The sequence below is a fragment of the Azohydromonas caseinilytica genome (assembly GCF_012927045.1).
Classification (GTDB): domain Bacteria; phylum Pseudomonadota; class Gammaproteobacteria; order Burkholderiales; family Burkholderiaceae_C; genus Azohydromonas; species Azohydromonas caseinilytica.
Genome location: NZ_JABBFW010000024.1, coordinates 1 through 11,891, shown reverse-complemented (window position 1 = coordinate 11,891; position 11,891 = coordinate 1). Strand labels below are relative to the sequence as shown.

The 11,891-nt window shown below is 69.3% G+C and carries 10 protein-coding genes; 6 read left to right on the top strand and 4 right to left on the bottom strand.

Features of this window, described 5'->3' with window-relative positions; all coding sequences use genetic code 11:
* Nucleotides 1-8: 8 nt before the first annotated feature.
* Entirely contained in the window at nt 9-1,799 is a 1,791-nt protein-coding gene (locus HHL10_RS23290) for a thiamine pyrophosphate-requiring protein (protein ID WP_169162804.1), read from the bottom strand.
* 292 nt (nt 1,800-2,091) lie between these two features.
* Here HHL10_RS23290 and HHL10_RS23285 point away from each other — a divergent pair, with 292 nt between their 5' ends.
* Entirely contained in the window at nt 2,092-3,402 is a 1,311-nt protein-coding gene (locus HHL10_RS23285; protein ID WP_310734663.1) for a family 1 glycosylhydrolase, read from the top strand.
* A gap of 2 nt (nt 3,403-3,404) precedes the next feature.
* Nucleotides 3,405-4,142, top strand: a complete 738-nt coding sequence (locus tag HHL10_RS23280) for an SDR family NAD(P)-dependent oxidoreductase (protein WP_169162803.1) — start codon at nt 3,405-3,407, stop codon at nt 4,140-4,142.
* A gap of 18 nt (nt 4,143-4,160) precedes the next feature.
* Here HHL10_RS23280 and HHL10_RS23275 read toward each other — a convergent pair whose 3' ends face one another.
* Nucleotides 4,161-4,571, bottom strand: a complete 411-nt coding sequence (locus HHL10_RS23275) for a DUF1622 domain-containing protein (protein WP_169162802.1) — start codon at nt 4,569-4,571, stop codon at nt 4,161-4,163.
* A gap of 172 nt (nt 4,572-4,743) precedes the next feature.
* Between HHL10_RS23275 and HHL10_RS23270 the strand changes: the two genes are divergently transcribed.
* Nucleotides 4,744-4,938, top strand: a complete 195-nt coding sequence (locus HHL10_RS23270) for a hypothetical protein (protein ID WP_169162801.1) — start codon at nt 4,744-4,746, stop codon at nt 4,936-4,938.
* Between the two features lie 31 nt (nt 4,939-4,969).
* Here the strand turns inward: HHL10_RS23270 and HHL10_RS23265 are convergent, their stop codons facing one another.
* Both HHL10_RS23265 and HHL10_RS23260 read right to left on the bottom strand, forming a co-directional pair.
* A complete protein-coding gene (locus HHL10_RS23265; RefSeq protein ID WP_169162800.1) occupies nt 4,970-6,274 on the bottom strand; it encodes an alpha-hydroxy acid oxidase in 1,305 nt (434 codons plus the stop codon).
* Nucleotides 6,275-6,319: 45 nt separating this feature from the next.
* The gene (locus HHL10_RS23260; RefSeq protein WP_169162799.1) at nt 6,320-6,757 is read right to left on the bottom strand and encodes a PPC domain-containing DNA-binding protein; all 438 of its coding nucleotides are present in this window, start codon (nt 6,755-6,757) and stop codon (nt 6,320-6,322) included.
* A 239-nt stretch (nt 6,758-6,996) separates the two neighbouring features.
* On the opposite strand from HHL10_RS23260, the gene HHL10_RS23255 reads away from it, so the two are divergent.
* The 3 genes from HHL10_RS23255 to HHL10_RS23245 all read left to right on the top strand — a co-directional run bounded on the left by HHL10_RS23255 (nt 6,997) and on the right by HHL10_RS23245 (nt 11,537).
* Nucleotides 6,997-7,461 carry a molybdopterin dinucleotide binding domain-containing protein gene (locus tag HHL10_RS23255; protein WP_169162798.1) on the top strand — a complete coding sequence of 155 codons (465 nt, stop codon included), beginning with the start codon at nt 6,997-6,999 and terminating at the stop codon, nt 7,459-7,461.
* Nucleotides 7,462-7,482: 21 nt separating this feature from the next.
* Nucleotides 7,483-9,111 (top strand): Na+/H+ antiporter, encoded by a 1,629-nt coding sequence (locus tag HHL10_RS23250; protein WP_169162797.1) that lies wholly within the window; start codon nt 7,483-7,485, stop codon nt 9,109-9,111.
* An 800-nt stretch (nt 9,112-9,911) separates the two neighbouring features.
* Nucleotides 9,912-11,537: a methyl-accepting chemotaxis protein gene (locus HHL10_RS23245; protein ID WP_169162796.1), complete on the top strand. Its 1,626-nt coding sequence runs from the start codon at nt 9,912-9,914 to the stop codon at nt 11,535-11,537.
* Nucleotides 11,538-11,891: the final 354 nt, after the last annotated feature.

Below are 11,891 nucleotides of genomic sequence, written 5' to 3'. Positions count from 1 at the left end.
ATAGAGCCTCAGCCGCGCCCGGCCGTGAGACCGTCCCAGGCCTCGCGCATGCTGGCCATGACGACCTGCAGCGCCTCGGGGTCGCCCTGCAGCATCGCCTTGGCGTAGTGGCGGGCCTGCTTCCAGGTCACGTGCGGCGGCAGCGGCGGCACGTTGGCGTCGGTCACCATCTCCAGCAGCACGGGCCGGTCGGCCGAGAGCGCCTGCTCCCAGGCACCGGCAATGGCGTCCGGGTGGTCCACGCGCAGCCCGTGCAGCCCCAGCAGCTGCGCGTACTGGGCGAAGGGGAAGGCGGGCAGCGCCTGCGAGTCCTCGAACTTCGGGTCGCCCGCGCCCACGCGCTCCTCCCAGGTCACCATGTTGAGGTCGCCGTTGTGCAGCACCATGACCACCAGCCGCGGGTCGCTCCAGCGCCGCCATTGGTGCGCGATGGTCACCAGCGCGTTGAGGCCCAGCATCTGCATCGCGCCGTCGCCCACCAGCGCCACCACCGGGCGGTCCGGGTAGGCGAACTTGGCGGCGGTGGCATAGGGCACGGCCGGGCACATGGTGGCCAGGCCACCGGAGAGCGAGCCCATCATGCCGCGCCGGGCCTTGATGTCGCGCGCGTACCAGGCGGCGCTGGTGCCGGAGTCGCAGGTGAGGATGGCGTTGTCGGGCAGCCGCGGCGAGAGCTCCCAGAACACGCGCTGCGGGTTGATGGGCTTGGCCTCGTTCATGGCGCGCTGCTCCAGCACCTGCCACCACTGGCGCACGCCGGCCTCGATCTTGTCGCGCCAGGCGCGGTCGGCCTTGGGCTGCAGCAGCGGCAGCAGCGCCTGCAGCGTGAGCCGGCTGTCGCCCACGAGGTTGATCTCCATCGGGTAGCGCAGCGAGAGCTTGCGGCCGTCGGCGTCGATCTGCACCCCGCGCGCCTGGCCCTCCTTGGGCAGGAACTCCGAGTACGGGAAGCTCGACCCCACCATCAGCAGCGTGTCGCAGCCGCTCATCATGTCCCAGCTCGGCACCGTGCCCAGCAGCCCGATGGAGCCGGTGACGAAGGGCAGATCGTCGGGCACGGCCATCTTGCCCAGCAGCGCCTTGGCGATGCCGGCACCCAGCGTCTCGGCCACGGCGATGAGCTCGTCGGTGGCGTGCAGCGCGCCGGCGCCGGCCAGGATCGCCACGCGCTGGCCGGCGTTGAGCAGGTCGGCCGCGGCCTGCAGGTCGGCCTGCGCCGGCAGCACGCGCTTGGCCGTGAGCCCGATGCCGGAGTGGATGGTGCCGTGCTCGCGCGGCGGTTCGGGCTCGGCTTTCAGTTCCTGCAGGTCGTTGGGCAGGATGACGCAGGTGACGGTGCGCTGGTCGCGCGCGATGCGCATGGCGCGGTCCACCAGGTGGCGGATCTGCGCCGGCACGACAGCCATGTGCACGTACTCGTGGGCCACGTCCTTGAACAGGCTCAGCAGATCCACCTCCTGCTGGTAGTCGCCGCCCAGCGCGGCGCGCGCCTGCTGCCCCACGATCGCCACTACCGGCTGGTGGTCGGCCTTGGCGTCGTACAGGCCGTTGAGCAGGTGGATCGCGCCGGGCCCCGAGGTCGCCAGGCACACGCCCACCTCGCCCGTGAACTTGGCATGCGCCGTGGCCATGAAGGCCGCCAGCTCCTCGTGGCGGGCCTGGATGAACTCGATGCGGTCGCTGCAGCGGTCCAGCGCGCCCAGCAGGCCGTTGATGCCGTCGCCGGGGTAGCCGTAAATGCGGCGCACGCCCCATTCGTGCAGGCGCTGCAGGACTTGGTCACTGACGGTCGTGGTCATGGCATGGCCCCTTTGGATGTCGGACAGCGACAGGGCCGGCAAGCCATGCGCCGAGGCAGGCACGAGGCCGGCTTGGCAGGGACCTCCAGCAGGCAAGGCACCTCATCGCTTTGTTCGATGACACCGGCGTCGCGGCAAGCGCGGTGCCGGTGAGCTTAGGGAAGGCTTAAACGCGGCAGGCAGGACGCGCTTGAAGGCGGACGGACGGGCCTTGCTGCGCCTGGCCCGGGCCCCTTCCTTGCCCGCACCCGGGCATGGCCCCGTGCCCGCATCGTCGAGGAAAGAAGCCGTCGTGAGACCAGCCTTCATGTTTGCCACCGGCATCGAGAACTCGTGCCCGACCATCAAGGGTGGCCGCACGCGGCGGGACGAGATGGATGCGTGCCGTCACTACGCACGCTGGAAGGAGGACTTCGACCGTGTCCAGGAGCTGGGACTGTGGTTCCTGCGCTACGGGCCGCCCATCCACCGCACCTGGCTCGGTGCCGGGCACTACGACTGGTCCTTCGCCGACACCACCTTCGGCGACCTGGCGGCGCGCGACATCGTGCCCATCGTGGACCTGTGCCATTTCGGCGTGCCGGACTGGATCGGCGATTTCCAGAACCCCGATCTCCCCGCGCTGTTCGCCGGCTATGCGGGCGCCTTCGCCCAGCGCTTTCCGTGGGTGCAGCTTTACACGCCGGTCAACGAGATGTTCGTCTGCGCCCTGTTTTCCGCTTCCTATGGCTGGTGGAACGAGCAGCTGCGCAGCGATCGCGGCTTCGTCACGGCGCTCAAGCACATCGTCAAGGCCAACGTGCTGGCCATGCGCGCCATCCTTGGCGTACGCCCCGACGCCCTGTTCATCCAGAGCGAGTCGTCCGAGTACTTCCATGCCGACAACCCGCGGGCCATCGGCCCGGCGGAAGTGCTCAATGCCCGGCGCTTCCTGTCGCTGGACCTCAACTACGGCCGGCGCGTGGACTCCGAGATGTACGAGTACCTGCTGGACAACGGCATGACGCGCGAGGAATACCACTTCTTCCTGGGCCAGCGCCTGAAGCACCACTGCATCATGGGCAACGACTACTACGTCACCAACGAGCACCGGGTGTGGGAAGACGGCCGCACCGCCGCGGCCGGCGAGGTGTTCGGCTACGACGAACTCACCCGGCAGTACTACGAGCGCTACCGCCTGCCGGTCATGCACACCGAAACCAACATTGCCCAGGGCCCCGGCGGCGACGAGGCCGTGTACTGGCTGTGGAAGGAGTGGGCCAACGTGCTGCGGCTGCGCAACAACGGCGTGCCCATCCTGGGCTTCACCTGGTATTCGCTCACCGACCAGGTGGACTGGGACACGGCGCTGCGCGAGCTCAACGGCCGCGTCAATGCGCTGGGTCTGTACGACCTGGACCGCAAGATCCGGCCCGTCGGCCAGGCCTACCGGAAGCTCATCGCCGACTGGCGCGAGGTGCTGCCGACACAGAGCGTGTGCCTGCAAGTGCCCGTGGTGCGGCCGCAGCGCTACGCGGAGTTCTGCGCCACCGGCCAGCGCACCGGGGCGCCGGCCGGCTTGGCCCGCACGCCCACCGAGCCGCACAACCTGCAAGGAGGCTGAACATGCGCTTCCAGGACAAGGTTGCCATCGTCACCGGCGCGGCCAGCGGCATCGGCCTGGCCGTGGCCCAGCGCCTGGGCCGGGATGGCGCGCGCGTGCTGGTCGCCGACCTGGATGCCGGCAAGGCCGAGGCTGCCGTGCAGCAGCTGCTCGGCGACGGCGTGCCCGACGCGCTGGCCCAGGCCTGCGACGTGGCACAGGAAGACCAGGTGACCGCCGCCGTGCAGGCGGCGCTGCAGCGCTGGGGACGGCTGGACGTGGTGGTCAACAACGCCGGTCTGATGGTGTTCAAGCCGCTGCAGGAGCACACGGCCGACGACTGGATGCGCGTGCTGCGCGTGGACCTCATGGGCGCCTTCTTCTTCACGCGCCAGGCCTTCGCGCACATGCGCCCGGGCGGCGCGATCGTCAACGTGTCGAGCATCCATGCCGAGGAAACCACGCCGCTGGTGGCCTCCTACGCGGCGGCCAAGGCGGCGTTGCTCTCGCTCACGCGCTCGACCTCCATCGAGGGCAAGGCCAGGGGCATCCGCGCCAACGCCGTCCTGCCCGGCGCCGTGGACACGCCGATGCTGTGGGCCAACCCGAACCTGAAGTCGGGCATCGAGACCGTCAGCCTGGCCGACGTGGGGCGTCCGCAGGACATTGCCGCCGCCGTGGCCTTCCTCGCATCGGACGAGGCCGTCTTCGTGCAGGGTGCGGCGCTGCGCGTGGACGGCGGGCGGCTGGACCGCTTGTAGCCGCGCCGCGGCAAGCGCTCAGTGGCCACGGCCCGGCCCCGCGGGCGCGTCGGGCACGGTGGCGCGCCCGCGCAGCGCCGGCTCTTCGCTGGCCTGCTCATCCCTCATCTCACGGCTCAGGAAGTAGTTGAGCGCGGTACGGATGATGGCAATGGCCGCGAGCTTGCCGATGCGCTCCCAGGTCGGCGCCACCGAGGTGGACAGGATGTCGGCGGCGAGCTGCAGCTCCAGCGCCAGCGTGAGGTAGCGCGCGAACGCCAGGCGGATGGGCGTGAAGCTCGTGCCGCGGGCGTTGAGCGCGTGCCTCACCAGGCCGAAGACCGCCACCACGATGCCCGCGGCGATGACCACCGCACCCAGCGTCTCCACCAGCAGGCGCAGCCACTCGACGGCACGCTGGACGGATTCCTCGACATCGCCATAGTTCATGGACGGTTCCTCGACTTCACGGCAGCAGGTCGGCGCACACGCCTGCACCCAGCAGCAGGCGTGGCCCGCACAAGAGCACCCCGCGTGCCGTTGCGCCTACGCACTTGCGCGCCGCTCGGCGGTATGCCCATTGCTGCTTGCTTGTCCCTGCAACCTCATTCAGGAAGCCAACATGAGCAGCAACCAGCAGCAACGGGATCAAAAGACCAGCGGGACACAGGACAAGCAGCAGAGCCAGTCCACCGGCCAGGGGCAGCACCCGCCCGGCATGACGCGCACCGGGCCCACCGGCGACCCGACAGGCGCCCCGACGACCGAACGCCAGGGCAACGACCAGGGCAGCCAGCGCGGAGGCCAGCAGGGCTGAGCAGTGTCCGGCCGCCAGGCCGCCACGGCTGTCAGCGCCTGAAACCGGGGCTCGACGATGTGGAGGCCGGGCGGATGCCGCCAAGCACAGCGGTTTCGCGCGGGCCTGGATCGTCCATGGCGCGCAGATAGCCAGGCCCCAGCTCGCGAACCGAGTTCACCCCCAGCAGTCCCATCGCGTCCAATGCCTCCTTGTGCAGGATCTGCAGTGCGCGCTGCGCACCGGCCGCGCCACCTGCGCACAGGCCATAGAGGACGGCGCGGCCGGCCAGCACCGCATCGGCGCCCAGGGCCAGCGCCTTGAGCAGGTCGGTGCCGCGGCGCAGCCCGCCCGAGACGTAGAGCGCCACGCGCTGCCGATCCACGATGGCGCGGGCCTCGGGCAGCACGTCCAGCGCCGCCACCGTCCAGTCCAGTTGCCGGCCGCCGTGCGTACTGAGCACGATGCCGTCCACGCCCGCATCCAGCGCGCGCCGTACATCGTCCGGGTGCAGCAGTCCCTTGAGCAGGAAGGGCTTGCGCCAGCGCTGCCGGATGCGCTCGACCGTGGGCCACGACAGCGAGGTCGGCTGGTGCTCGCGAATCCAGAACGCGGTTTCAAAGAAGCCGCGCCGGTCCTTGGGCACGAAGTCCACGACGTTGCGAAACGCGGGCATGCCGTGCGCCAGCAGCGTGGAGGCGAGCCAGCGCGGATGCAGGGCGGCGTCGATGGCGCTGGGCAGCGACAGCCGGGTCTTGGTCGCCTGGGTGCGGGAGGACCACTCCCGGTTGCCGAAGATCTGGGCGTTGGTGGTCAGCACCAGGGCCTCGCAGCCGGCCGCGTCGGCACGCCGCAGCAGCTCCTGCCACACCTCGTCGCCGCCGAAGACGTAGAGCTGCCACCAGTGGCGCAGGCCCGGCACGCGCGCCACCTCTTCCATCGGGTCGTTGGACATCGTGCTCTGCACGAAGGGCACGCCGCACGCGGCGGCGGCCTGCGCCAGCAGGGTGTCGGCATGGTGGCGGAACAAGCCGTTGAGGCCGGTGGGCGCGACGACGAGCGGCATCGAGGCTTCGCGTCCGAGAAGTGCCGTGGCCAGCGTGCGCTGCGACACGTCCACCAGTTGCCGGGGCATGAAGCGCCAGTGGCCGTAGGCACCGCGGTCGCGTGCGAGGCTGGCCTCCTCCTCGGCCCCGCCCTCCAGGTACTCCAGCACGAAGCGCGGCATCCGCCGGTGCGTCATCGCCCGCAGGTCTTCCACCGCCACGGCGCGCGCCAGGTCGCGGCCCCAGTAGTAGCGGCGCCGAGGGCTGCCGCCGAGTTGGGCGACACCAGTGTGGCGCAGCGGGTCGCCCATGGGCGCGCGGCCTCCAGTGCTGCGGGAATCACGCGCCCAAAGCGCTCACTCGTCGGGGCGGATCAACGCCAGGCCGCTTTCGGGGTCACGCACGCGCCGCAGGTACGACGGGGAGTCGATCACCAGCACCTCCAGCGTCGGCCTGACGCGGGCTTCGAGCAGGTGGCCGCCGACCGTGCTGCCGTCGCGGCGGCCCAGCACCACATGGGCATGCAGCTTGGGCTGCCCCGCGTCGAGCGCCACGTCGCCCACCAGGGACAGCACCTCGACCTGCTCCTGCACCGGGATGCGCTCATAGTCCTTGCGCTCCCAGTCGAAGTAGCCCAGCGTGGCGCGCTCGAACGCCCCGATGGCCGTGATGCGGCTGGCCTCCAGCCCCTGCTCGGCGGCAAACCGCTCCAGCAGGGAGACGACCTCGTCGCCATGTTCGAAGACGAGCGCGAAAGTGCGCTCGGGCCCTTCGTTGATGAGCTTGGCTTGCATGGCAGTCTCTTGCAGTGGTCCCCATCGCGGGTGGCGCGGCGTGCGGCCCTGGGCCGGTGCACACCCTCATGCGGCGTCGCGGCAATCGCGGTGCCGCAGCGTCGTGCGCGACATCGGCCGCAGGAGTGCCTACCGCCGGCCCTCGCGGCGATTGCGTGCCGGCCAGGACCTCGATTTCCCTGGAATGGGCCTTGCCAGTGCCATCCAGGCTGCCTTCCGCGGCGGCAAAGGACCAGCGCATGCAACCCCGACAGGACATGAATCTCCAGTGCGATGGCGTGCGCGGCGATGTGAACCACCCGGTGAACGTCGGCCGTCTCGGGCGCTCCGAGGCCCTGAACCGGCTCGTGCCCGGCGCCTACGTCGAAATTCATCCCGACGATGCCAAGCGGCTGGACATCGCCCTGGGCGACTGGGTGGAGGTGAGCTCGGCGCGCGGGCGCTGGGAAGGGCCGGCGCTGGTGGTGGACACCGTGCGGCCGGGTGAGCTGTTCATTCCCTTCCACTTCGGCCGCGGGCACCAGGCCGCCAACCAGCACACCACCTATGCCCGCGACCCGGTGAGCCAGCAAACACAGTTCAAGTCCTCGCCCGTGGCGCTGCGGCGGCTGAGCTCCGGGCAGCCGCAACCCGGGCTCATCGAGCGGCAGCGCGACCTGCAGGGACTGGACACGCAGCCCTACGCGGCGCGCGAGGTTCGCTGACACACGCTTCGGGCATCGAACTTGGGAGCCATCGCCATCGTGTTGTCCATGCTGCTGGCGGTCAGCGTCAGCAGCCCGGTCGCGCGCGCCACGGGCTGGCCGGCGCCGCTGGTGCAGATCGCGCTGGGCGCGGCCATCGGCTTCCTGGGGCTGCCGGCCATCGCGCTGGACCCGGAGAAGTTCTTCCTGCTGTTCCTGCCGCCGCTGCTGTTCCTGGACGGCTGGCGCATTCCCAAGGACGAGCTGTTCCGCGACGCCGCCACGGTGCTGCGCCTGGCGCTGGGCCTGGTGCTGTTCACGGTGCTGGGCATGGGGCTGTTCATCCACTGGCTGCTGCCGGCCATGCCGTTGTCGGTGGCCTTTGCGCTGGCCGCCGTCATCTCGCCCACCGACCCCATCGCGGTGTCGTCGGTGGCGGCGCGCACGCCGGTGCCACCGCGCGTCATGCACATCCTCGAAGGCGAGTCGCTGCTCAACGACGCCTCGGGCCTGGTGTGCATGCGCTTCGCCGTGGCCGCGACGCTGACCGGCAGTTTCTCGCTGGGGCAGGCGCTGCTGAGCTTCGCCTGGCTGGCCCTGGGCGGCGTGGCCGTGGGCGCGGCGCTGGCCTGGGGCGTGAGCCGGGCCGAACGGCGCGCCACCCACTGGATCGGCCCCGACGCCGGCAACTACGTGCTGGTGACGCTGCTCATTCCCTTCGGCGCCTACCTGCTGGCGGAGGAGCTGCACGCCTCGGGCGTGCTGGCGGCCGTGGCGGCCGGCATCACCATGAGCTTCGTGAGCCAGCCGCACGGGCACGGCAGCACCCGGGTGCAGCGCACTGCCGTATGGGACATGGTGCAGCTGGTGGCCAACGGCAGCATCTTCGTGCTGCTGGGCCAGCAGCTGCCGCCCATCGTCACGGCCGCCGGGCGCACGGTGCACGACACCGGGCACGTGGCGGCGGCGTGGCTGCTGCTGTACGTGGTGGCCATCGTGGTCGGCCTGGCGGCGCTGCGGCTGGCCTGGGTATGGGTGTCGCTGCAGGCCCAGAGCTGGCGCGCCCGGCGGCGCGGCGAGGAGGCCGCCCCCATCGGCGTCCGGCTGCTGCTGGTAGTGTCGCTGGCGGGCGTGCGCGGCGCCGTCACGCTGGCCGGCGTGCTGACGCTGCCGCTGGCGCTGCCCGGCGGCGCGCCCTTTCCCGGGCGCGACTTGGCCATCGCGATGGCTGCCGGCGTGATCTTGCTGTCCCTGCTGCTGGCCACTTCGGCGCTGCCGCGCCTGCTGCGCGGGCTGGAGCTGCCGCCCGACACGTCGGAGCGCGCGCTCGAAGACCGGGTGCGCCGCGCGGCGTTGCGCGCCGCCGTGCAGGCCATCGAGGCGGCGCAACCCGAGGTGGCCGCGGGGCTGGCCGACCCCGGCGTCGCCGCCGAGGCCGCGGCCCGGATGGTGATGCACTACCAGCTGCGCATGGACAGCCTGCGCGGCGACCCGGAAGACGCCGGGCAGCGCGGGCAGGTCGAGGAGATCGAACAGCGGCTGCGGCTGGTGGCGCTGCGCGCCGAGCGCGAGGCCATCGAGCGCTGCGGCCGCGAGATGGGGCTGGCGGAGCTGGCGCGCCGTCGGCTGCTGCACGAGATCGACCTGCTGGAGGCGCGCTACGGTACTTGACGCGCACAACCCGGTTCATGGCGCGCGTGCCACGGACCGATGTCGTTGTTCACGAAACTCAGGAAATAGCGGTCTCCGCGCTTGGGCGTCCCGTACGCTGGGCACTCGTGTACGGCGATCCGGACGTTCGGCCTCGTCATGCCCAGCCATATTGACGTGAGTTCCACATCGACGCATTGCTTTGCTTATGCTGGCGCACCGCCAAGCTTTCCGCTCAGGCATTCAGACAAATTCGGCTGAGACAGCCCACATCTTCCGCTGCGGCACAGCAGTTATTGCCGGATACTTCCATGGCGCTTGAGCACAAATTCCTGACAATATCCATATCAGGCGGACGCTTACTGCCACACGCTTGGCAAATCGAATGAGCAATCGTGAAGTTTTCACGCCTACGACAATGATTTTCGCTCTCAGCGCAACGCTTGCAGTGGCCTTACCGAGCCGTCTCGATGGACCGACCAGATTTCATGGAAAGGCGGGCGCAAAACTTAAGCCGAGAATGATTTCACCGGGTTTCGTTGCATTTCACCGCATTACACGAGCTTGAAACCGCAATGGAGGCAATCGTTACAATTAGATTGTCAAGGCCTTTGCGCGCATGTAATCAGCAGTGCCTCAAGGTATTTGGATTTAAAGATTTTGCGTTGGCGGTCGACGTTCAATCCATCCGGTACGCCGAATGTGGCCCCATGCTCGCATCGTCTTCGGTTGGTATCACCCTGAACAGCAATCACCAGAAATTCGCGATCCTATGAGCGCCGTACTGCGGTGAAAGCGGAACTGGTGAAGGAGCATGACACATGAATTTCCGCACCAAGATTTGGATGCTGCCTGTGAGCTCTGCGGCCGTCTTTGTCGTCGGTTTGGGCACGAGTTACCTGGTGGGAACGCGGACCTCCGAACGCATGGAACAGCTGCGTACCGTGGACTATCCGTATCTGGCAAAGGTGGGTCGCATTACGCAGGGAGCCGAGCAGTTTCGCCTGACGCTGCAGGCCGCGGCCAGTGAAGGGGACGACTCCAAGCTTGCAGACGTCGGCCCGGCCATCGCCATCGTGCATGAATCGGTACAGGAGGCGGCTGCGCTGACAGGCAAGGCCGATCAGGCTCAGGCGCTGGGCCAGGCCTTCGAAACCTACCAGCGGGCTGCCGTCGACGCCACGCATGCCATGCTCACCGGTGGTCCTGCCGCCGAGCTCGTTCCACGCATGCAGGCTGGCCAAGCCGAATTCAACAAGCGCCTGGCGGCGCAGAAGACCGAGGCTGAAGCGGCAGTGAATGCCGCACAGGAAGATGCCGTGGCCGGCGTGCACACCAACAGCTGGGTGAGCCTGGGGACGGGGCTGCTCGTGCTGCTGGTCCTCGGAGTCGCCTCCAGGCTGATCGTGTCCTCGGTGTGGCGCGAGCTCGGCGATGAGCCGCTGAGATTGCGGCGCTTCGTGCAGCGCGTGGCCGACGGCGACCTGCATCCCGACACGGCGCACGGTCCGGTCGTGCCCGGCTCGCTGCACGATGCCGTGTCCGTCATGGCGGCGCGGCTGCATGACACGGTCGGCACCATCCGCGAAGCCACCAACACCATTGCCGTGGCCTCCAACGAGATTGCCGCGGGCAGCCAGGACTTGAGCTCGCGCACCGAGAAGACCTCGGCCGATCTGCAGCACACGGCATCGTCGATGTCGCAACTGACCGGCTCGGTGGTGCAGACGGCCCAGGCCGCACGCACGGCGGATCAGCTCGCCGGCGATGCAGCGCGCTCCGCACAGCGTGGCGGCGAGATCGTCAAGCAGGTCATGGCCAGCATGGGCGACATCAACGGTGCGTCGCAGCGCATCGGTGAAATCATTGCCGTCATCGACGGCATCGCGTTCCAGACCAACATCCTTGCCCTGAACGCTGCGGTGGAAGCAGCTCGCGCCGGTGAACAGGGCCGGGGCTTCGCCGTCGTGGCCGGCGAGGTGCGCGCTCTGGCCAGGCGCTCGGCGGAGGCCGCCAAGGAGATCAAGACGCTCATCGACGCCTCCACCGAAAAGGTCAGCGGCGGTACGCGCCTGGTCGAAGAGGCCGGTGGCGCGATGCAGGAGATCGTCGCGGGCGTGCAGCGCGCCACCGAGGTCATTGCCGAAATCAGTGCGGCCACGCAAAGCCAGTCTTCGGGCATTTCCCAGGTAGACCAGTCCGTGCAAAGCCTCGACCGGATGACCCAGCAGAACGCCGCCATGGTGGAGCAGTCGGCCGCAGCCGCTGAAAGCCTGCGTGAGCAGTCGCAGCGCCTGGCCTTGGCAGTCGGTACCTTCCGGCTTGAAGGCCATGAGGAGCAGCCTCGTTCCAGCAACGGGGCATCGGCACCAGCAAGTCCGGCCCACAAGGACAGGTGGTTCAGCACGGAAAACGGCCCCGCCGCTGCAGCCCTGGTCGCAGCCTGATCCGGACGCACCGGCTGCAGCCCTGCGGGCATGCCGGTGGTCATCCGGGCAGCGCGACTTGGCGCGGCATTGGCCAGGCTCTGCCTGTCAGGTCAGCAACCTCTTTCCCGCCGTGCTTCAGATCGTGCCGCCGTTGCACGTCCGCTTTCTTGACCAGCAGAGCATATGGGCCGCTGCTGGCATAACGGCGCGCCGGGCTGCAAGGCCCGGCGCGCCGGCTTAGAAGGCGAACAGCTCCGGATGCGGGTTGGGCGCGAGCTCCGTGCCCAGCGTGAGCTCGGTGACGTCGGTGCCGTCGCTCACGCCGTAGCTCAGCGTGAGCGCGCCGCTGTAGCCGGCCTCGGGCGTGATGCT

Coding starts and splice junctions, on each gene's coding strand:
- HHL10_RS23290 (WP_169162804.1), bottom strand. CDS start 1,799: ATGACCACGACCGTCAGTGACCAAGTCCTGCAGCGCCTGCACGAATGG.
- HHL10_RS23280 (WP_169162803.1), top strand. CDS start 3,405: ATGCGCTTCCAGGACAAGGTTGCCATCGTCACCGGCGCGGCCAGCGGC.
- HHL10_RS23275 (WP_169162802.1), bottom strand. CDS start 4,571: ATGAACTATGGCGATGTCGAGGAATCCGTCCAGCGTGCCGTCGAGTGG.
- HHL10_RS23270 (WP_169162801.1), top strand. CDS start 4,744: ATGAGCAGCAACCAGCAGCAACGGGATCAAAAGACCAGCGGGACACAG.
- HHL10_RS23265 (WP_169162800.1), bottom strand. CDS start 6,274: ATGGGCGACCCGCTGCGCCACACTGGTGTCGCCCAACTCGGCGGCAGC.
- HHL10_RS23260 (WP_169162799.1), bottom strand. CDS start 6,757: ATGCAAGCCAAGCTCATCAACGAAGGGCCCGAGCGCACTTTCGCGCTC.
- HHL10_RS23255 (WP_169162798.1), top strand. CDS start 6,997: ATGCAACCCCGACAGGACATGAATCTCCAGTGCGATGGCGTGCGCGGC.
- HHL10_RS23245 (WP_169162796.1), top strand. CDS start 9,912: ATGAATTTCCGCACCAAGATTTGGATGCTGCCTGTGAGCTCTGCGGCC.